We start from the raw sequence: 20,633 nt of genomic DNA on the forward strand, positions 1-20,633 counted from the left end.
TAAAGACCCAGCGTGGCTTGTCCGGTGATGTCAGGAAGTCCCCCCATTTCCCTTGAGCAGACGTATAACCGGCATGACCTGTTATTGGTTTGAATGCACTCTAGCATAGCCGCTGATGGCCAATGAACACCATTGTAAATTTTAGTCTAAAGGCTCTAGATCAAGCCTTTCAGCGCAATACCGCGAGCTAGAGCTGTTGCATCGGTCAAGACGTTCGCGCCCAGCGCGGCGACATTTTCCAGCAGACGCCAGGCGCCGCGAAAAAAAGCGATTGGTGGTAAGCTCGCCGCCCATGAATATCTACAGCTCTCGCCCCGTTGTCCTCTGTCTCTCCGGCCACGACCCCAGTGGTGGCGCCGGCTTGCAGGCAGATATCGAAGCCCTGCTGGCTCAGGGTTGTCACGCAGCTCCGGCTGTCACCGCCCTGACCGTGCAAGACACGGTCAACGTCAGCGATTTCCGCGTTCTGGATCGCGAGTGGGTACTGGCCCAGGCCAATGCCGTGCTCAACGACTCCACGGTCGCCGCGGTCAAGCTGGGCATGCTCGGCTCCCTGGAGATGGTCGACACCGTGGTCGAACTGCTCCAGGCGCACCCGCATCTGCCGCTGGTCTGCGATCCGGTGCTGCGCGCCGGCGGCGGTGGCCGGCTGGGCAAGGATGAAGTCGGCTACGCCATGCGCGAACGCCTGCTGCCCCTGGCCACCATTGCCACCCCCAACCTTCCTGAAGCTCGAATTCTTGCGGAACTGCCCGAAGGCAGCGCCGACCAATGCGCCGAAAAACTCCTGCCGTTCGTCAAGCACCTGCTGATCACCGGCGGCCATGGCGATGAACACGAAGTGCATAATCGCCTGTACAGCCGTGACGGCCTGCGCGAAACCTACACCTGCCAGCGTCTGCCGGGCAGCTATCACGGCTCCGGCTGCACCCTGGCCAGCGCCCTGGCCGGACGCCTGGCTCAAGGCGAGCACCTGGCCAGCGCCGTGAAATCGGCCCTTGATTACACCTGGCGCACCCTGCGCGACGCCGAACAACTGGGTCGCGGCCAATTCGTCCCACGTCGCTTGCCGTTGGATTTCTGCTCGTAATGTCATGAGGCCCGCTCGATGAAACTACGTGGTCTGTACGCCATCACCGACAGCCAGCTGTTGGCCGGCAAGTTTTTGCAGTACGTGGAGGCGGCGCTCGAAGGCGGCGTCACCCTGTTGCAGTATCGCGACAAAAGCGACGATCAGGCCCGCCGCCTGCGGGAAGCCGAAACCCTGCTGACCCTGTGTGAGCGCTACAAGACCCGTTTGATCATCAACGATGACGCCGAACTGGCCGCGCGCATTGGTGCCGGCGTGCACCTGGGCCAGACCGACGGCCCACTGACGCCGGCCCGGGCCCTGCTGGGTCGCCAGGCGATCATCGGCTCCACCTGTCACGACCAATTGTCGCTGGCCGAGCAAGCCGCGCAGGAAGGCGCCAGTTATGTCGCCTTCGGCCGCTTTTTCAATTCCACCACCAAACCCGGCGCGCCCACGGCCAGCCTGGAGTTGCTGGATCAGGCCCGGGCCAGCCTGCACCTGCCGATCTGCGTGATCGGCGGCATCACCCTGGATAACGCAGCGCCGCTGGTACACCACGGCGCCGACCTGCTGGCGGTGGTCCACGGCCTGTTCGGCGCCGATAGCGCCGACGAAGTGACCCGTCGCGCCCGCGCCTTCAACGCCCTATTCAACAGCTGACTTTTTGAGAGCCCGCTCATGTCCCGTTCCGAAACCCTGTTCGCCAACGCCCAGAAACACATCCCCGGTGGCGTCAACTCGCCCGTTCGCGCCTTCAAGAGCGTGGGTGGCACCCCGCTGTTCTTCAAGCACGCAGAAGGCGCCTACGTCACCGACGAAGACGACAAGCGCTATGTCGACTATGTCGGTTCCTGGGGCCCGATGATCCTCGGCCACAGTCATCCGGACGTACTGGATGCGGTGCGCAAGCAGCTGGAACACGGCCTGTCCTACGGCGCACCGACCGCCATGGAAACCGAAATGGCCGATCTCGTGTGCTCCATCGTGCCGTCCATGGAAATGGTACGCATGGTCAGCTCCGGCACCGAAGCCACCATGAGCGCCATTCGCCTGGCCCGGGGCTTTACCGGCCGCGACAGCATCATCAAGTTCGAAGGTTGCTACCACGGCCACTCCGACAGCCTGCTGGTCAAGGCCGGTTCCGGCGCCCTGACCCAGGGCGTGCCAAGCTCCGCCGGGGTTCCTGCGGCCTTCGCCAAACACACCCTGACCTTGCCGTTCAACGACATTGCCGCCGTGAAAAAGATGCTCGCCGAAGTCGGCCAGGAAGTGGCCTGCATCATCGTCGAGCCGGTGGCCGGCAACATGAACTGCGTACCGCCGGCACCGGGTTTCCTCGAAGGCCTGCGCAGCCTCTGCGACCAACACGGCGTGGTGCTGATTTTCGACGAAGTGATGACTGGCTTCCGCGTCGCCCTCGGTGGTGCCCAGGCCCATTACGGCGTGACACCGGACCTGTCGACCTTCGGCAAGATCATCGGCGGCGGCATGCCGGTGGGCTGCTTCGGCGGCAAACGCAAGATCATGGAGCACATCGCGCCCCTGGGCCCGGTCTACCAGGCCGGCACCCTGTCCGGTAACCCGCTGGCCATGGCCGCTGGCCTCACCACCTTGCGCCTGATCAGTCGCCCGGGCTTCCATGCCGAACTGAGCGACTACACCAGCCGTCTGCTTGAAGGTTTGCAACAACGCGCGGACGCCGCGGGCATTCCGTTCGTCACCACCCAGGCCGGCGGCATGTTTGGCCTGTACTTCAGCGGTGCCGATGACATCGTCACCTTCGACGACGTGATGGCCAGCGACGCCAACCTGTTCAAGCGCTTCTTCCACCTGATGCTGGAAGGCGGCGTGTACCTGGCGCCGAGTGCCTTCGAGGCCGGTTTCACCTCGATCGCCCACGGCGAAGCCGAGTTGCAACTGACCCTGGATGCCGCCGAGCGCGCATTCGCCGCCTTGAAATAAGCACAGGCGGGCTGGCGTGGTAATCAACCGCGCCAGCGGGAGGCTTTACTCGGACTTTTCCCCGCCAAGGGGACAAATGCCCAGCAAGGCGACGGATATCGCGGCCACGCAGCAGAAAAACGAGTAAAGACTTTGTAAGGTTGGCCCCGCTTATTTCATAATGCGCGCTTATTGGACCCCTCGCTGGGTCCGCGCGCCCCTCAGAGGTAAGTCGATTCCCATGAACCGCACCGGCCGCGCCCTGACACTGGGCTGCCTGTTGCTCCTTCAGCCCCTGCTCGCGCACGCACAAGCAGGCGGCAACTCGTTGTTGATCCCAGCGATGGGTCGCTGCACCCTCGATCCCCAGGCACAGGAACAGGCCGAGGCGCTAGCCGCGTGCCAGAAAGCCGCCGACGAAGGCGACGCCGAGGCGCAATACGAGTTGGGTGAGTTCTACTACGAAGGCAAAGGCGCGCCGCGGGACCTCAATCAAGCCCTGAGCTATTTCGAAAAAGCCTCCTTGCAAGGCCACGCTCAGGCGCAATTCAAACTCGGCACCATGTTCTTCCACGGTGAGGGCGTGCCGGCCAACAATGTCCAGGCCTATATCGTGCTGAAGATGGCTGCAGTCAACGGTGCCGAAGACGCTCTGGACACCGCCGACGAAGTCGCCGAGCACATGCAGCGCGACGAGCTGGAAGTCGCGACCCAGGTGCTGGGACAGATTTTCCGCAAATACCTGATGGAACTGCAAAGCGCCGATGGGCGCTCGCCTTTTTCGCCATTGCCGTAAAAGCCTCCATGCCCTTCGCTGGCGAGCCAGCGCCTACAGACACAAACCGAACCCTTGCGAAGAAGTGGCCAGCCAGGCTTATTTTTCGGGCATCGGCATCGGGAACGGCATGACGTTGCTCACGCCACGGGCTTCGCTGATTTTCGGCGTGCCCAGGCGCTCCACTTCGTCGATGCGCACGATCGAATGCATCGGCACAAAGCTGCGCACCACGCCTTCGAATTGCGCCTTGAGCTTCTCTTCGCTCGGATCGACGACCACTTGCGTGCGCTCGCCAAAGACGAACTCTTCCACTTCCAGGAAGCCCCACAGATCGCTCTGGTAGATCTGCTTGGCGTACATCTCGAACACCTGGCCCTGGTTGAGGAAAATCACCTTGTAGATTGGGGCTTCACGTTTGGTCATGGTGGGCGGGCAACACATCGGGGGATAAAAATAGGGCGCGAACTATAGCATAGCTACCCGATGCACAACGCTAGGAACCTGTGGGCATGGACCCTATAATGCGCGGTTCTTTGAATCACGTGAGACTGAGGTCCATGGCCAAGAAGCTTTACATCGAAACCCACGGTTGCCAGATGAACGAGTACGACAGCTCGCGCATGGTGGACCTCCTGGGTGAACATCAGGCCCTGGAAGTCACCGCACGTGCCGAAGACGCGGATGTCATCCTGCTCAATACCTGCTCCATTCGTGAGCGCGCCCAGGATCGGGTGTACTCCCAGCTGGGTCGCTGGCGCGAGCTGAAACTGGCCAATCCGGACATGGTGATTGCCGTCGGCGGCTGCGTGGCCAGCCAGGAAGGCGCGGCCATTCGCGATCGCGCGCCCTATGTGGACGTGGTCTTCGGTCCGCAGACCCTGCACCGCCTGCCGGAAATGATCGATGCCGCGCGCGTCAGCAAGCTGCCGCAAGTGGACGTCTCGTTTCCGGAAATCGAAAAATTCGACCACCTGCCCGAGCCGCGCATCGACGGCCCCAGTGCCTATGTCTCGGTCATGGAAGGCTGCAGCAAGTACTGCACCTTCTGCGTCGTGCCCTACACCCGGGGCGAAGAGGTCAGCCGGCCGTTTGACGACGTGATTGCCGAAATCATCCACCTGGCGGAAAACGGCGTGCGCGAAGTCACCCTCCTGGGCCAGAACGTCAATGGCTACCGGGGCCAGACCCACGACGGACGCCTGGCCGACCTGGCCGAGCTGATCCGCGTAGTTGCCGCGGTGGACGGCATCGAGCGGATTCGCTACACCACTTCGCACCCTTTGGAGTTCTCCGACAGCCTGATCCAGGCCCACGCCGAAGTGCCGGAGCTGGTCAAGCACCTGCACCTGCCCGTGCAATCGGGCTCGGATCGGATTCTGGCGGCGATGAAGCGCAATCACACGGCCCTGGAGTACAAGTCCAAACTGCGCAAGCTGCGAGCGGCGGTACCGGGAATCTGCATCAGCTCGGACTTTATCGTCGGCTTTCCTGGCGAGACGGAAAAAGACTTCCAGCAGACCATGAAGTTGATCGAAGACGTCGGTTTCGACTTCTCCTACTCCTTCGTCTACAGCCAGCGTCCGGGCACTCCGGCCGCCGACCTGGCCGACGACACGCCGGAAGCACTGAAGAAGGAACGCCTGAACGCGCTGCAACACCGCCTGAACCAGCAAGGGTTTGAAATCAGCCGACAAATGGTCGGGTCGACCCAGCGCATCCTGGTGACCGACTACTCCAAGAAAGATCCGGGCGAATTGCAGGGCCGCACCGAGAACAACCGGATCGTCAACTTCCGTTGCGACGATCCCACACTGATCGGCCAATTCGCCGACGTGCATATCGACTCGGCGCAGCCCCACTCGCTGCGCGGCTCGCTGTTATCGTAAGAACTGGCTTGTGTAGGCACCGGCTTGCTGGCGAAGGGTCCTTCAGGACCGCCTTCGCCGGCAAGCCGGCTCCTACGAAGAAAGCATCACCGGTACACGCTCCGCATAAGAGCTTTCGCACCCAGGCCGCTGGCGTTATCCTTGAATTCATCTTAATTGCCGTTGGGCGGCTAAAAAACGACCTTGAACGCACCCATAGAACCTCATCGTTTCATCCTCGAGCCCTTCGAGGCTCGCCGCTTCGCCAATCTGTGCGGGCAATTCGACGAGCATTTGCGCTTGATCGAACAGCGCCTGACGATCCAGATCCGCAATCGCGGCAATCAGTTCGAACTGATCGGCGAACCCAAGCACACCACCTCCGCGGAAAATCTTCTGCGCCGTCTCTACCGGGAAACCAAGGGAACCGAGCTGTCGCCGGACCTGGTGCACCTGTTCCTTCAGGAGTCCGCTGTGGAAGAGCTGGATAACCCCTCGGTGGCTGACGCCGCCATCGCCCTGCGTACCAAGAAAGGCATGATTCGCCCACGCGGCTTGAATCAGCAGCGCTACGTCAAGGAGATCCTGGGCAACGACATCAACTTCGGCATCGGTCCAGCCGGCACCGGCAAGACCTACCTGGCCGTCGCTTGCGCGGTGGACGCCTTGGAGCGCGAGCAGGTGCGACGCATCCTGCTGGTGCGTCCGGCGGTGGAAGCCGGCGAGAAGCTCGGTTTCCTGCCCGGTGATCTGGCGCAAAAGATCGACCCTTACCTGCGCCCGCTGTATGACGCGCTGTATGAAATGCTCGGCTTCGAACAAGTGGCCAAGCTGATCGAGCGCCAGGTCATCGAGATCGCGCCCCTGGCCTACATGCGTGGCCGAACCCTGAACAACAGCTTCATCATCCTCGACGAAAGCCAGAACACCACCGTGGAACAAATGAAGATGTTCCTCACCCGGATCGGCTTCGGCTCCACCGCGGTGATCACCGGCGATATCACGCAGGTCGACCTGCCCAAGGGCACCAAGTCCGGCCTGGCCCAGGTGATCAACGTGCTCAAGGATGTGCCCGGGATCAGCTTCACCCACTTCATGCCCAAGGACGTGGTGCGCCACCCGCTGGTGCAACGCATCGTCGAAGCCTACGAGCGCTTCGAGTTGCGGGCCGACGACGAGACCGCCAAGGCTTCCGCCGACAGAGGCCAGCGCCACGATGCTTGAGCTTGATCTGCAGCGCGCCAGCCAGCAGCCGGCCCCCAGCGACGAACAGTTTCGCCAGTGGTGCGAACTGGCCCTGCGCCAGCGAACCGCCGACTCGGAAATGACCATCCGTCTGGTGGACGAAGCCGAAGGCCGCGAGCTGAACCACACCTGGCGTCACAAAGATTACGCCACCAATGTGCTGTCATTCCCTGCCGACGTGCCGGATGAGCTGCTGGATATCCCCTTGCTGGGGGATCTGGTGATCTGCATTCCGGTGGTCGAACGCGAGGCCGCCGAACAAGGCAAGGAACTTCAGGCCCACTGGGCCCATCTGGTGATTCACGGCTGCTTGCATCTGTTGGGTTACGACCATATAGATGATGACGAAGCCGAAGAAATGGAAGCACTGGAACGAACGTTGCTTGCAGAACTGGGTCATCCCGACCCCTATGCAGACGACGAAAGCTGATCAACAACCCCCTGTAACAACCAAGGATTCAGAGCAATCGCTATGAGCGAAGATCGATCGAGCAACGGGCAAAAGTCATGGCTGGGCAAACTGACCCAGGCTTTTGCCCATGAGCCGAAAAACCGCCAGGAGCTGCTGGAGCTGCTGCGCGAAGCCCATCAGAACAAATTGCTGGACAGCGAAGCGCTGGCCATCGTCGAAGGCGCCATCCAGGTGGCTGACCTGCAAGTCCGGGACATCATGGTGCCGCGCTCGCAGATGATCAGCATCAAGGCGACCCAGACACCCCGGGAGTTCCTGCCCGCCGTCATCGACTCCGCGCATTCGCGCTACCCGGTGATCGGCGAAAGCCATGACGACGTGATGGGCGTCCTGCTGGCCAAGGACCTGCTGCCGCTGATCCTCAAGGAGAACGGCGACAGCTTCAATATCAAGGACCTGCTGCGCCCGGCGACCTTCGTCCCGGAGTCCAAGCGCCTGAACGTGCTGCTGCGCGAGTTCCGCGCCAATCACAACCACATGGCCATCGTCATCGACGAGTACGGCGGCGTGGCCGGCCTGGTGACCATCGAAGATGTGCTGGAACAGATCGTCGGCGACATCGAAGACGAGCATGACGTCGAGGAAGACAGCTACATCAAGCCCCTGCCCAGCGGCGACTTCCTGATCAAGGCGCTGACGCCGATCGAGAACTTCAACGAGTTCTTCGACAGCACCTTCTCCGATGACGAGTTCGATACCGTCGGCGGACTGGTCATGAGCGCCTTCGGCCACTTGCCAAAACGCAACGAAATCACTGAAATCGGCGCCTATCGCTTCCGCGTGCTCAATGCCGACAGCCGGCGGATTCATCTGCTGCGCCTGACTCCCGTCTCCCGCTAGGGGCCAGGGGCATCAGCTCTCCTGTACAACGAAACGTCGCCCCGAAACCGGAACCCCGGGCTCGGGGCGACGGCTCTCGGGGACAGGCCGCTGAGCCGCACGGCGCGATGCCCATCTGAATCCAACCCACCCATCTCCTCGCGCCCTGCCCGGTGCGAAACAGGAAAGAGCTGATGAAACGCCTCTTGCAGCGCTCAACCCGACCCGGCTGGCCCGGCAACCTGCTGGCCGTGGCAGCCGGCGCCATCACCACCCTGGCGCTGGCGCCCTACAACATCTGGCCCCTGGCTTTGCTGGCGGTAGGGTTGTTCTATGCCGGCCTGCGAGAACTGACGCCACGCCAGGCCCTGGGCCGGGGCTGGTGCTTCGGCTTCGGCCTGTTCGGCGCCGGCACCAGCTGGATCTACGTCAGCATCCACACCTACGGCGGCGCATCGGCCTTGCTCGCCGGCCTGCTGATGCTGGCTTTCATCGCCGCCATTGCCTGGTTCTTTGCCCTGCCCGCCTGGCTCTGGGCCCGCTGGTTGCGGCGCAATGAAGCACCGCTGGCGGATGCTCTGGCGTTTGCTGCCCTGTGGCTGGGCCAGGAGGCGTTTCGCGGCTGGTTCCTCACCGGTTTCCCCTGGCTTTACTCCGGCTACAGCCAGCTCGACGGCCCCCTGGCCGGGCTCGCGCCAGTGGGCGGAATCTGGCTGATCTCCTTCTCCCTGGCCCTGACCGCCGCGCTGCTCTACAACCTGCCGCGCCTGATCAAGGCCGGGCGCAAAGGGTTCATTGTCGCCGGCCTGCTACTGCTGGCAGCTCCCTGGGTGATCGGCCTGGCGCTCAAAGGCCATGCCTGGACCAGCCCGTCGGGAGACCCCATGTCGGTAGCGGCCATCCAGGGCAACATCGAACAAAGCATGAAATGGGACCCCGCCCAGCTCAATGCCCAACTGGCCCTGTACCGCGACATGAGTTTCAGCAGCAAGCGGGTGGACCTGCTGGTCTGGCCGGAAACCGCGGTTCCGGTGCTCAAGGAATCCGCCGAAGGCTACCTGACGATGATGGGCAACTTTGCCGCCGATCGTCATTCCGCACTGATTACCGGGGTTCCGGTGCGCCAGCTGGTGCACCATGAAAAACGCTACTTCAACGGCATTACCGTGACCGGCGAAGGCGACGGCACCTACCTGAAACAAAAACTGGTGCCCTTCGGCGAGTACGTTCCCCTGCAGGAAGTGCTGCGCGGCCTGATCGACTTCTTCAACCTGCCGATGTCGGACTTTGCCCGTGGCCCGGCGGACCAGCCGTTGCTGCAGGCCAAGGGCTATCAGATTGCCCCCTTCATCTGCTACGAAGTGGTCTATCCCGAGTTCGCCGCCGGTCTTTCGGCCCGCAGCGACCTGCTGCTAACCATCAGCAACGACACCTGGTTCGGCACCTCCATCGGCCCCCTGCAGCATCTGCAGATGGCACAGATGCGCGCCCTGGAGGCAGGACGCTGGATGATCCGCGCCACCAACAACGGCGTCACCGGGCTGATCGACCCGTTCGGCAAGATCACCGTGCAGATTCCACAGTTCGAGCGCGGCATCCTGTATGGCGAAGTGGTGCCCATGCACAATCTGACGCCTTATCTGAAGTGGCGCTCGTGGCCGCTGGTGGTGCTCTGCACCCTACTGTTCGGCTGGGCCCTGTTGGCCAGTCGCATTGCCAAGACCGTTTGAAGCCCATCCCCGGCCAGCCGGCTCCTGCGGGAGCCGGCGCGCCACTCAGCGATAGAAGACTCGGTAACCGAGTTGTCCCACCGCCTCGTTAAGCAGCTGGCCGCTCTGCCAGATCGACTTGAACTCCGGCATCCAGCCGCCCAGCGGACGGGCGTTGTCCACCCCGAGAAAGCCCACCGGGGCCGGTACCACGTCAAACCCCGCATGCTCGAAACTCCAGACGGCGCGAGGCATGTGCCAGGCCTGGGTCACCACCACCACGCGCCTGATACCCAAGGGTTGCAAGACTTCGGCGCTGAATTGCGCGTTCTCCCAGGTGGTGCGACTGCGACCTTCCTGCCAGCGCACCGTCACGCCAAAGTCATTGAGCAAGGACTCGGCCATCAGCGCCGCTTCGGTGGGCGGCGTGCCGTAATGCAACCCACCACTGGTCAGCAACGGCAACCCGGATGCCTTGGCCAAACGCGCAGCGTAGCGCTCACGCTCCAGCCCCACGCCGGTGGGCTGATCAGAACCCCAGGCCGGATCGCCGCGCTCGCGGCCTGAACCCAGGACCACAATCGCATCCGCCTGCAGGGCCAGGCTCGCCCACTGACTCTGGGGCAAAGGAGGCAACTGCTCCAACCCGCGCGCGCCCCACTCCACCATCACCGGCAAGCTCATCAGCCAGAAACCGCCCAAACCCAGAACAAAGCAGCATCGCGCCAGCCGCGGACGGGAGTGACGCAGGCACCAGGCAAACAGGAGCAGCAGCAAAAGAATGCCGGGGGGCAACAGCAACTGCTTGATGAAATAACGAAAAGGCATCGGGCATCTCCAAAAGATGCCCGAAGCCTAAAGGTCAAAGCCCTGCTGCAACAACCAGCGCCGAGTACTTTTGCTCATGAACGCCTCGGCAACGACCTCATGGGCCCCAAACGCAGTCCGGAGACTACTTGCACTGATGCGATCGGACTTTCACCGATTCCTTGACGGGCGCCTGATCCTTCAACCAAATGATCTTGGCTGAACGGGGCATTTCCTGCTGCCGATCACCCGGCATGCTGATCTGCATTTCACGCTGGCTACGAGCCAGATAGGCCCGGATCAATTCGAACTCAGCACTGCTCAAGCCCCGCAGCTCCAACTCGACAGGCCGCTCATCACGCAGTCGATCCGCAGTCTTCAGTGCATCCAGGGCCAGAGCCAGTCGATTCAGCAGCCTTTCATACACCTCTGGTTCTGTTACTTTTCGCTGCGATTCAAGCATCCGTTCACCTCATCGAAGAATAAGACTCACTCCCCTTTTTGAGCTTAGTCGGACGACCGAAAGCGTCGCGCCGCTGCGACCAACGGCCCGGCCGAGCAATCAAGGTTTCCCTCGGCAGAGTGCGGTCATGTATGCTACGGCGCTTCCTGTAACTCCACTTCCAGCTCCATCGGGCACTGAAAATCGCCGTATTTGGCGTCATCGCTCCCCGTGGTTGCATTGAAGAGGATTAGGCCACCCCTATTCAGTACAAAAGTAGCCATGCACGAACACTATCAGCCCCGTGAAATCGAAGCCGCCGCCCAGTCGTTCTGGGACGAGCAAAAGTCCTTTGAAGTCAGTGAACAGCCAGGCAAGGAAACCTACTATTGCCTATCGATGTTCCCTTACCCCAGCGGCAAGCTACACATGGGGCACGTGCGCAACTACACCATCGGCGACGTGATCTCCCGCTACCAGCGCATGCAAGGCAAGAACGTCCTGCAACCCATGGGTTGGGATGCCTTCGGCATGCCGGCGGAAAACGCCGCGATGAAGAACAACGTGGCTCCCGCCAAGTGGACCTACGAAAACATCGCCTACATGAAGACCCAACTGCGCAGCCTGGGCCTGGCGGTGGACTGGTCCCGCGAGGTCACTACCTGCAAGCCGGACTACTACCGCTGGGAACAGTGGCTGTTCACCCGCCTGTTCGAAAAAGGCGTGATCTATCGCAAGAACGGCACCGTGAACTGGGACCCGGTCGACCAGACCGTCCTGGCCAACGAGCAAGTGATCGACGGCCGCGGCTGGCGTTCCGGCGCGCTGATCGAGAAGCGCGAAATCCCGATGTACTACTTCAAGATCACCGCCTATGCCGATGAGCTGCTGGAGAGTCTCGACGAACTGACGGGCTGGCCCGAGCAGGTCAAGACCATGCAACGCAACTGGATCGGCAAGTCCCGCGGCATGGAAGTGCAGTTCCCCTACGATCAGGCATCGATCGGCGAAACCGGCACCCTGAAAGTGTTCACCACCCGTCCGGATACCCTGATGGGCGCGACCTATGTCGCCGTCGCCGCCGAGCACCCGCTGGCAACCCTGGCCGCGCGCAACAACCCCGAGTTGCAGGCGTTCATCGCCGAATGCAAAGGCGGCAGCGTCGCCGAAGCGGACATGGCGACCCAGGAGAAAAAAGGCCTGGCTACCTCGCTGTTCGTCGAACACCCGCTGACCGGCGAAAAGCTCCCGGTGTGGGTGGCCAACTACGTGCTGATGCACTACGGCGATGGCGCGGTCATGGCTGTCCCGGCTCACGACGAGCGCGATTTCGAATTCGCCAGCAAGTACAACCTGCCGATCAAGGCCGTGGTACGCACCAGCGCCGGCGATGAAACCCCTGCGCCATGGCAGGACGCTTACGGCGAGCACGGCGAACTGATCAACTCCGGCGAATTCGACGGCCTGGATTTCCCTGGCGCGTTCGACGCTATCGAAGCGGCCCTGCTGAAGAAAAACCTCGGTCAATCACGCACCCAGTTCCGCCTGCGGGACTGGGGCATCAGCCGCCAGCGCTACTGGGGCTGCCCGATCCCGATCATCCATTGCGACAGCTGCGGCGACGTTCCGGTCCCGGAAAACCAGCTGCCAGTGGTGCTGCCGGAAGACGTGGTACCCGATGGTGCCGGTTCGCCTTTGGCCCGCATGCCCGAGTTCTACGAGTGCAACTGCCCGAAATGCGGCCAGCCTGCCAAGCGTGAAACCGACACCATGGACACCTTCGTCGAGTCCTCGTGGTACTACGCGCGCTACGCCTCGCCACATTATGAAAGCGGCTTGGTGGACCCGGCGGCGGCCAACCACTGGTTGCCGGTGGATCAGTACATCGGCGGCATCGAACACGCCATCCTGCACCTGCTTTACGCACGTTTCTTCCACAAATTGATGCGTGACGAAGGCCTGGTGAGCTCCAACGAGCCGTTCAAGAACCTGCTGACCCAGGGCATGGTGATTGCCGAAACCTACTATCGCCGTGAGGCCAATGGCGCCTACACCTGGTACAACCCGGCGGACGTGGAGCTGGAGCGCGACAGCAAGGCCAAGATCATCGGGGCCAAACTGATCAGCGACGGCCTGCCGGTGGAAATCGGCGGCACCGAGAAGATGGCCAAGTCGAAGAACAATGGCGTCGACCCGCAGTCGATGATCGAGCAATACGGTGCCGATACCTGCCGCCTGTTCATGATGTTCGCGTCGCCGCCCGAGCTGAGCCTGGAATGGTCCGACTCGGGTGTCGAAGGTGCGCACCGCTTCCTCAAGCGCGTCTGGCGCCTGGCCCAGGCCCATGTCAGCCAAGGGCTGCCGCAAGCACTGGATATCGCCACCCTGAGCGACGAACAGAAAGCCATTCGCCGCGCCATCCACCTGGCCATCAAGCAGGCCAGCCAGGATGTCGGCCAGCACCACAAATTCAACACCGCCATCGCCCAGGTGATGACCTTGATGAACGTCCTGGAAAAAGCCCCGCAAGGCAGCAACCAGGACCGTGCCCTGTTGCAGGAAGGCCTGCAGACCGTAGCCCTGCTGCTGGCTCCGATCACTCCGCACATCAGTCACGAGCTGTGGAAACAGCTGGGTCAGGAAGGCGCCATCATCGATGCCGGCTGGCCGGTTCTGGACGAAAGCGCCCTGGTTCAAGACAGCCTGCAACTGGTCATCCAGGTCAACGGCAAATTGCGTGGCCAGATCGAAATGCCGGCCAGCGCCAGCCGTGAAGAAGTCGAAGCCGCGGCTCGCAGCAACGAGAACGTGCTGCGCTTCACCGAAGGCCTGACCATCCGCAAGGTCATCGTGGTGCCGGGCAAACTGGTCAATATCGTCGCCAGCTAATTGGATCAGGCGCCCGGTCCGGGATCGGGCGCCGAACAAAACCTCCAGGGCCACAAGGTGGCCCATATGGTTTCAAGGGGAGCAATACATGATCAAACGTAACCTGCTGGTGATGGGTCTGGCCGTGCTGCTGAGCGCCTGTGGCTTCCAGTTGCGCGGAACGGGAACCCATGAGCTGACCATCAAGGAACTCGACCTGAGCGCCCGGGATGCCTACGGCCCCACCGTGAAAATGCTCCAGCAACAACTGGAAAGCAGCGGTGTACGGGTCCATGCCGGCGCGCCTTACAAGCTGGTGCTGCTGAGCGAGGAAAACTCCCAGCGCACCCTCAGTTACACCGGCGGTGGCAGCTCGGCCGAATACGAGATCGGCACCACGCTCAGGTACGAAATCCTGACGCACGACAACCTGCATCTGCTCGACGACAAGCTGGAAGTGCAGAAGGTCTTCGTGCATGACGGCAACAACATCACCGGCTCCGATCAGGAATCGTCTGAAACACGCAAGGAAATGCGCCGCGACCTGATCCAGCGCATGCTGATCCGCCTGCAGTTGCTGACCCCGGACCAGCTTGCTCAACTGCAAGCCACAGCCGAAGCCAAAGCCAAGGCCGAAGCCCAGGCGCTGGAAGCTGCACGCAAGGCTGAGGCGGAAACTCCGCAGCAGTCACCCCTGGAACTGCCGAACCAGTAAGCCGTGTGGGGCGCTCACGCGCCCCATTGGCCTCCGCCTATGAAACTCGCACCCGCCCAACTCGGCAAACACCTGCAAGGTCCTCTCGCGCCGGTCTATGTGATCAGCGGCGATGATCCCCTGCTCTGCCAGGAAGCCGCCGACGCCATCCGCTCTGCCGTACGCCAGCAGGGATTCGACGAGCGCCAGGTATTCAGTGCCGATGCCAGCTTTGACTGGGGCACCCTGCTGCAAGCCGGGGCCAGCATGTCGCTGTTTGCGGAAAAACGCCTGCTGGAACTGCGCCTGCCCTCGGGCAAGCCCGGAGACAAGGGCGCCGCAGCGCTGATCGAGTACTGTTCCCGTCCGGCCGAGGACACAGTGCTGCTGATCAGCCTGCCCAAGCTCGACGGCAGCGCACAGAAGACCAAGTGGGGCAAGGCCTTGGTGGAAGGTGCCCAGACCCAGTTCGTACAGATCTGGCCGGTGGACGCCAACCAGCTTCCACAGTGGATTCGTCAGCGACTGTCCCAAGCCGGGCTGTCCGCCAGCCAGGACGCGGTGGAGCTGATCGCCGCGCGGGTCGAGGGCAACCTGCTGGCCGCGGCCCAGGAAATCGAAAAACTCAAGCTGATGGCTGAAGGTGGACAGATCACCGTCGAAACGGTCCAGGCCGCAGTGGCCGACAGTGCGCGTTTCGATGTGTTCGGGCTGGTGGATGCCATTCTCAACGGTGAAGCCGCCCACGCCCTGCGCATGCTGGAAGGGTTGCGCGGTGAAGGCGTCGAACCTCCCGTGATTCTCTGGGCCCTGTCCCGAGAACTGCGGCTGTTGGCCAACCTGGCCCTGCAATTCAGCCAGGGCGTGCCATTGGACAAGGTGTTCAGTCAGGCCCGCCCTCCGGTCTGGGACAAACGCAAGCCGCTGATGAGCAAGGCGCTGCAACGTTACTCTGCACAGCGCTGGGGGCAGTTGCTGCTGGATGCCCAGCGTATCGATGCGCAGATCAAGGGGCAGGCCAGCGGTTCGCCCTGGAGCAGCCTGAGCCGCCTGTCGCTGCTGATGGCCGGCCAACGCCTGGCCCTGCCGGCCGAGTAAGCACGCCGCTCATCTCCCGCCTGGCATCTTCCTGCTGCAGAGTGCTGGACAGCCGCTCCACTCTGGCCGATGATTCGCGCCGCAGCCTCTCTCTACAAACCGCGAGTACAAAACGATGAGCAAGCCATCCAAGCATGGCCCCAACAAGGCCAAATCCATTGTCGCCCAGCCACTGTTCCGCAGCCGTCAGGAACGCCCGGCCAAGGGCAAAGGCAGCTACCGCCGCGAAGCCTTCCAGTCTAAAAGCTGGGAGGCTTCTTACTTTCTGGCCGCCTGAAGCCCTGAACCCCGTCGGCATGATAAGGTCTGCACCTGATAGTTATTCTCTCTGGACCTGTGCATGCCCTTTTGTCTTTCCCGTCGTTGGCACATGCGCCAACTGATCGCTGCCTCCAGCCTCGTTCTGCTCGTCGCCTGCGCGGAACAACCTACCGCCGCCGACGCCCAGCCGCTGCCCACCCTCCAGGCAGCCCCCCTCGCCGCACCCGCTACTGTCGCACCATTGACCGCCGACAATCTGGACATCCAGCCCGCACAGACCTTCGATGAATGGCTGAACGCATTCCGTACCGAAGCCCTGAACGCCGGCATTCGCGCCGACATCTTCGACCGAGCCTTCGCCGGTGTCACCCCGGACATGAGCGTCATCAAGGCTGACCGCAGCCAGCCGGAGTTCACCCGCCCGGTCTGGGAATACCTGGATGGAGCCCTGTCTCCGGTCAGGGTACGCAAGGGCCAGGCCCTGCTGCTCCAGTACAGCGACATCCTGCAGCGGATCGAACAGCGCTATGGCGTGGATCGCCAGGCATTGGTGGCGGTCTGGGGCATGGAGAGCAATTTCGGCGACTTCCAGGGCAACAAGTCGGTGATCCGCTCCCTGGCCACCCTGGCTTATGAAGGACGCCGTCCGGCCTTCGCCAACAGCCAGTTGATTGCCGCCTTGCAGATCATCCAGCACGGCGACATCCAGCCAGAGAAGATGCTCGGCTCGTGGGCCGGCGCCATGGGCCAGACCCAGTTCATTCCCACCACCTACAACACCCACGCCGTGGACTTCGACGGCGACGGTCGCCGGGATATCTGGAACAGCCCGGCCGACGCTCTGGCCTCCACAGCCCATTACCTGCAGAGCTCAGGCTGGCAAAAAGGCCAGCCCTGGGGCGTTGAGGTCCAGCTCAAGAGCGGTTTCGACTACGCCCTGGCCGACGCCTCCACCCGCAAGACCGTGGCCGAGTGGCTGAGCCTGGGCATGACAACGAGCAACGGCAAGGCCCTGCCATATGGCACCGAGCAATTGTCCGCGTCGTTGCTGTTGCCCGCGGGTTACCGAGGGCCGGCGTTCCTGATTCTGGATAACTTCCGGGCAGTGCTGAAATACAACAACTCATCGTCCTACGCCCTGGCAGTCAATCTGCTGTCCGAGCGGTTTGGCGGCGCTGGTCAGATCAACGGCAGTTGGCCCAAGGACGATCTTCCCCTGAGCCGCTCCGAACGCATCGAATTGCAGACCCTGCTCAGCACCCACCAATACGACGCCGGCAACCCCGACGGCATCATCGGTGCCAATACCCGCAAGGCCATTCGCAGTGCCCAGCAGGCACTGGGCTGGCCCGCAGATGGCTACCCAACCCACAAGCTGCTGGAAAGCCTGCGCAGCCGCTAGACACGCGTGTGCGAAGGAGCTGGCTCCTTCGCCAGCGCCTTACCTGAACACCACGTCCTGAGCCAGGGTCAACTCCCTGGCCCCTGCATCCAGCTTGACCAGCGCCCCCACCGGCAAGGTCAGGTTCGGATCGCAGTGACCGCTGCACCATCCCGCCAGCACCGGAATCTGCAAGGGCTCGAAGACCTGCTTGAGCAACGCGCACAACGCGGTGAAATCCACACCGGCCACATCGCCGACCAGGACCCCGCGCACCCCCTCCAGCTTGCCGGCCAGACGCAAGTGATTGAGCAGGCGGTCGATGCGGTACAGCGGCTCGTTGACGTCTTCGATAAACAGAATGACGCCGCCGGTATTGATTTCGTAAGGCGTACCCAAGGTACTGGCAATCAGTGACAGGTTGCCGCCCACCAGCGGCCCTTGGGCGATACCCGGCTCCACCGTGGTCAAGGGAAAGGCTACCGGATGGGGCAGCAGGCTGCCGCTCTTGACCTGCCCTCTGAGCATATTGAAAAACGACGCCTCGGTTGGCGCCTGCTTGCCGCCCAGCAGGTCGGCATTGAGCATCGGCCCGTGAAAGCTGACAAAGCCCGCATAACGATTGATCGCCAGGTGCAAGGCGGTGATGTCGCTGTAGCCGACAAATGGCTTGGGATGGCGTCGCAGCAACTCGAAGTCGATCTTGTCCAGCAGGCGCGGACTGCCATAGCCCCCGCGCAGACACACAATGGCGTCGATTTCGCTATCGGCAAAAGCCCCGTGCAAGTCATCGAGACGGACCTGATCACTGCCTGCCAGGTAACCATCCTGTTGACCTACGCCAGGGAAGATCCGCAGCGTATAGCCCCTGGAACGCATCCATTGGCAGGCTTTTTCGGTATCCAGAGCTGCAGGACCGGCGGGGGCGATAAGGCCAATGACACCTTCCGCCGCCAATGCCGGCACCGGCAGATGAGCGTGAAGAGCAGCAGTGGGTTGGATGGGCATGCAGATTCTCCCTGTGTGAATTCACCCCAGCACAGTAGCCATGAATGCCACCAAACAGAAGAGGGGAAATCACCCACGGAGAATACAAGGGAGGCGCAGCGCAGAAGTCGTACCAAACAGCGGCAAAGCTGCCCGCAAGGCCAGGGCCTTGCGGGCGGGCTACATCAGGAAACCAGGCCTTCTTTGGCCAGCTTCGCTTGTTCGTCGGCGTGATACGAGGAACGTACCAGCGGGCCGGAAGCGACGTTCTTGAAGCCCATCTTGTAACCTTCCTCGGCGAACCAGGCGAAGGTGTCCGGGTGCACGAAGCGTTGAACCGGCAGGTGGTTGCGCGACGGTTGCAGGTACTGGCCGAGGGTCAGCATATCGATGTCGTGCTCACGCATGCGCTTCATGACTTCGATGACTTCGTCGTCGGTTTCGCCCAGGCCTAGCATCAGGCCGGACTTGGTCGGTACATGGGGTACCAGTTGCTTGAACTTCTGCAGCAGGGTCAGCGACCACTGGTAGTCCGAGCCCGGACGCGCTGCCTTGTACAGGCGCGGCACGGTTTCCAAGTTGTGGTTGAACACATCCGGCGGCGTGGCGGCGGTAATTTCCAGGGCGACATCCATGCGACCGCGGTAGTCGGGAACCAGGGTTTCCAACTGAACGTTCGGCGACAGTTTGCGAATCTCGCGAATGCAGTCGGCAAAGTGCTGGGCACCACCGTCACGCAGGTCATCACGGTCCACCGAGGTGATCACCACGTACTTCAGGCGCAGGTCGGCGATGGCCACCGCCAGGTTCATCGGCTCATCGACATCCAGAGGCTTCGGACGGCCATGGCCAACGTCACAGAACGGGCAGCGACGGGTGCAGATGTCACCCATGATCATGAAGGTCGCGGTACCGCCGGAGAAACATTCGCCCAGGTTCGGGCAGGACGCCTCTTCGCAGACGCTGTGCAGCTTGTGCTTACGCAGCAGCTGCTTGATCCGGTCGACTTCCGGCGAGACTGGAATGCGTACACGAATCCAGTCCGGCTTCTTCGGCAACTCGGTGGTCGGAATGATCTTCACCGGAATGCGCGCGACCTTTTCCGCACCGCGCAATTTGACGCCGGTTTCAACTTTCGGACGGGCCGCCCGCTCGGAAACATCCAGCGTCGGGATCAGGGTTTCAACAGCGTCTTGCGCAGTAGTCATATCAGTCGATTCCGCCCGTTAGGGTCGTCTGCTCAGCATAGTCGAGGTGTTTGACGAGCTGCGCACGCAGCCGGGCACTTACCTCGGCAAATTCAATCGGCCCTGCATGGTCGCTCAGTTGGGTCATCGCCAACCCGGCATAACCACAGGGGTTAATCCGTCGAAACGGCTGCAAATCCATGTCCACGTTCAAGGCCAGACCGTGAAAGGAGCATCCGTGCCGGATCCGCAGGCCCAGCGAGGCAATTTTCGCCCCGTCGACGTAGACCCCCGGTGCATCGGGCTTGGCCGCCGCCGGCACGCCATAGCTGGCCAGCAACTCCACCAGGCATTGCTCCATGCGACTGACCAGATCACGCACACCGAATCCCAGCCTGCGCACATCCAGCAGCAAGTAGGCCACCAACTGGCCCGGACCGTGATAAGTCACCTGTCCGCCGCGATCGGCCTGCACCACCGGAATATCTCCCGGCAGCAACAGATGCTCGGCCTTGCCCGCCTGGCCCTGGGTAAACACCGGAGGATGCTGCACCAGCCAGACTTCGTCTGCCGCGCTGGTGCCGCGTTCATTGGTAAAGCGCTGCATGGCCTGCCAGACCGGTTCGTAGGCCATCAGGCCAAGCTCACGAAAGCCCAGCGTTTGCGGCATCACAGCACCATGTGGACGACACCGGTAGCACGCAGGGCACTATTGATATCACGCAGTTGGTCTTCGCCGGTGGCGGTGATGTGCAGTTGTACCGTGGTGTACTTGCCGTTGCTGCTTTGACGCTCGGCCAGGGACTTGATGTCCAGCTTGGCGTACTTGGCAAGGATCTCGATCACGGTGTCCTTGAAGCCGACAACCGTGTCACCGATCACCTTGATCGGGTAGTCATCGACGGGAAATTCAATCTTGTGCGACTTAACGTCAGTGTCTGTCATGGCAGTAACGGCCTCGTAAGCCGTGGCGACGGACATGACCCCCGCTCCACTTCGGAGCGAGG

21 protein-coding genes are annotated in these 20,633 nt (G+C 62.1%); 14 read left to right on the forward strand and 7 right to left on the reverse strand.

Annotated features, from left to right (window positions below):
* The first annotated feature begins 292 nt into the window (after window positions 1-292).
* The 4 genes from PST29_RS26445 to PST29_RS26460 all read left to right on the forward strand — a co-directional run bounded on the left by PST29_RS26445 (window position 293) and on the right by PST29_RS26460 (window position 3,809).
* Entirely contained in the window at window positions 293-1,090 is a 798-nt protein-coding gene (locus PST29_RS26445) for a hydroxymethylpyrimidine/phosphomethylpyrimidine kinase (RefSeq protein WP_042941299.1), read from the forward strand.
* An 18-nt stretch (window positions 1,091-1,108) separates the two neighbouring features.
* Complete coding sequence (gene thiE / locus PST29_RS26450; protein ID WP_060841242.1) at window positions 1,109-1,732, forward strand: thiamine phosphate synthase; 624 nt, start codon at window positions 1,109-1,111, stop codon at window positions 1,730-1,732.
* Between the two features lie 18 nt (window positions 1,733-1,750).
* Entirely contained in the window at window positions 1,751-3,034 is a 1,284-nt protein-coding gene (gene hemL / locus PST29_RS26455; protein ID WP_060844716.1) for a glutamate-1-semialdehyde 2,1-aminomutase, read from the forward strand.
* A 220-nt stretch (window positions 3,035-3,254) separates the two neighbouring features.
* Window positions 3,255-3,809, forward strand: a complete 555-nt coding sequence (locus PST29_RS26460) for a tetratricopeptide repeat protein (RefSeq protein WP_016965755.1) — start codon at window positions 3,255-3,257, stop codon at window positions 3,807-3,809.
* Window positions 3,810-3,887: 78 nt separating this feature from the next.
* Here the strand turns inward: PST29_RS26460 and PST29_RS26465 are convergent, their stop codons facing one another.
* Entirely contained in the window at window positions 3,888-4,214 is a 327-nt protein-coding gene (locus PST29_RS26465; RefSeq protein ID WP_007927079.1) for a DUF1820 family protein, read from the reverse strand.
* Between the two features lie 134 nt (window positions 4,215-4,348).
* Between PST29_RS26465 and miaB the strand changes: the two genes are divergently transcribed.
* The 5 genes from miaB (at window position 4,349) to lnt (ending at window position 9,922) form a co-directional block, all read left to right on the forward strand.
* Window positions 4,349-5,677, forward strand: a complete 1,329-nt coding sequence (gene miaB, locus PST29_RS26470) for a tRNA (N6-isopentenyl adenosine(37)-C2)-methylthiotransferase MiaB (protein WP_060844717.1) — start codon at window positions 4,349-4,351, stop codon at window positions 5,675-5,677.
* 183 nt (window positions 5,678-5,860) lie between these two features.
* Window positions 5,861-6,880, forward strand: coding sequence for a PhoH family protein (locus tag PST29_RS26475; protein WP_060841245.1), 1,020 nt, complete (start codon window positions 5,861-5,863; stop codon window positions 6,878-6,880).
* Entirely contained in the window at window positions 6,873-7,331 is a 459-nt protein-coding gene (gene ybeY, locus PST29_RS26480) for an rRNA maturation RNase YbeY (protein ID WP_060844718.1), read from the forward strand. Before PST29_RS26475 ends, ybeY begins: the two co-directional genes overlap by 8 nt.
* Window positions 7,332-7,373: 42 nt before the next feature.
* A complete protein-coding gene (locus tag PST29_RS26485; RefSeq protein ID WP_016965481.1) occupies window positions 7,374-8,213 on the forward strand; it encodes an HlyC/CorC family transporter in 840 nt (279 codons plus the stop codon).
* A gap of 185 nt (window positions 8,214-8,398) precedes the next feature.
* Window positions 8,399-9,922, forward strand: coding sequence for an apolipoprotein N-acyltransferase (gene lnt / locus PST29_RS26490; protein WP_060842017.1), 1,524 nt, complete (start codon window positions 8,399-8,401; stop codon window positions 9,920-9,922).
* Between the two features lie 45 nt (window positions 9,923-9,967).
* On the opposite strand, the gene PST29_RS26495 is transcribed toward lnt, so the two are convergent.
* Entirely contained in the window at window positions 9,968-10,729 is a 762-nt protein-coding gene (locus tag PST29_RS26495; protein WP_060844719.1) for a YdcF family protein, read from the reverse strand.
* Between the two features lie 124 nt (window positions 10,730-10,853).
* Window positions 10,854-11,171: a hypothetical protein gene (locus PST29_RS26500; RefSeq protein ID WP_060841248.1), complete on the reverse strand. Its 318-nt coding sequence runs from the start codon at window positions 11,169-11,171 to the stop codon at window positions 10,854-10,856.
* Window positions 11,172-11,432: 261 nt separating this feature from the next.
* On the opposite strand from PST29_RS26500, the gene leuS reads away from it, so the two are divergent.
* From leuS to PST29_RS26525, 5 genes are all read left to right on the forward strand, one after another.
* Entirely contained in the window at window positions 11,433-14,039 is a 2,607-nt protein-coding gene (gene leuS / locus PST29_RS26505; protein ID WP_060844720.1) for a leucine--tRNA ligase, read from the forward strand.
* 88 nt (window positions 14,040-14,127) lie between these two features.
* Window positions 14,128-14,733, forward strand: a complete 606-nt coding sequence (locus tag PST29_RS26510) for an LPS-assembly lipoprotein LptE (protein WP_060844721.1) — start codon at window positions 14,128-14,130, stop codon at window positions 14,731-14,733.
* Window positions 14,734-14,772: 39 nt separating this feature from the next.
* The gene (gene holA / locus PST29_RS26515; protein WP_060844722.1) at window positions 14,773-15,810 is read left to right on the forward strand and encodes a DNA polymerase III subunit delta; all 1,038 of its coding nucleotides are present in this window, start codon (window positions 14,773-14,775) and stop codon (window positions 15,808-15,810) included.
* A gap of 115 nt (window positions 15,811-15,925) precedes the next feature.
* Window positions 15,926-16,087 carry an alternative ribosome rescue factor ArfA gene (gene arfA, locus PST29_RS26520; RefSeq protein ID WP_015637164.1) on the forward strand — a complete coding sequence of 54 codons (162 nt, stop codon included), beginning with the start codon at window positions 15,926-15,928 and terminating at the stop codon, window positions 16,085-16,087.
* 63 nt (window positions 16,088-16,150) lie between these two features.
* Window positions 16,151-17,473 carry a lytic murein transglycosylase gene (locus tag PST29_RS26525; protein WP_060844723.1) on the forward strand — a complete coding sequence of 441 codons (1,323 nt, stop codon included), beginning with the start codon at window positions 16,151-16,153 and terminating at the stop codon, window positions 17,471-17,473.
* A gap of 39 nt (window positions 17,474-17,512) precedes the next feature.
* Here PST29_RS26525 and PST29_RS26530 read toward each other — a convergent pair whose 3' ends face one another.
* The 4 genes from PST29_RS26530 to PST29_RS26545 form a co-directional block, all read right to left on the reverse strand.
* Window positions 17,513-18,460, reverse strand: a complete 948-nt coding sequence (locus PST29_RS26530) for a S66 peptidase family protein (RefSeq protein ID WP_060844724.1) — start codon at window positions 18,458-18,460, stop codon at window positions 17,513-17,515.
* 164 nt (window positions 18,461-18,624) lie between these two features.
* On the reverse strand, window positions 18,625-19,647 hold the full coding sequence (gene lipA / locus PST29_RS26535) for a lipoyl synthase (RefSeq protein ID WP_016964512.1): 1,023 nt from the start codon (window positions 19,645-19,647) through the stop codon (window positions 18,625-18,627).
* 1 nt (window position 19,648) lies between these two features.
* The gene (gene lipB / locus PST29_RS26540; protein ID WP_060841254.1) at window positions 19,649-20,296 is read right to left on the reverse strand and encodes a lipoyl(octanoyl) transferase LipB; all 648 of its coding nucleotides are present in this window, start codon (window positions 20,294-20,296) and stop codon (window positions 19,649-19,651) included.
* Window positions 20,296-20,571 (reverse strand): DUF493 domain-containing protein, encoded by a 276-nt coding sequence (locus tag PST29_RS26545; RefSeq protein ID WP_011063665.1) that lies wholly within the window; start codon window positions 20,569-20,571, stop codon window positions 20,296-20,298. The genes lipB and PST29_RS26545 overlap by 1 nt, the downstream gene beginning before the upstream one ends.
* Window positions 20,572-20,633 lie beyond the last annotated feature (62 nt).

Origin of the sequence: Pseudomonas sp. St29, from assembly GCF_001547915.1 — a bacterium.
Taxonomy (GTDB): domain Bacteria; phylum Pseudomonadota; class Gammaproteobacteria; order Pseudomonadales; family Pseudomonadaceae; genus Aquipseudomonas.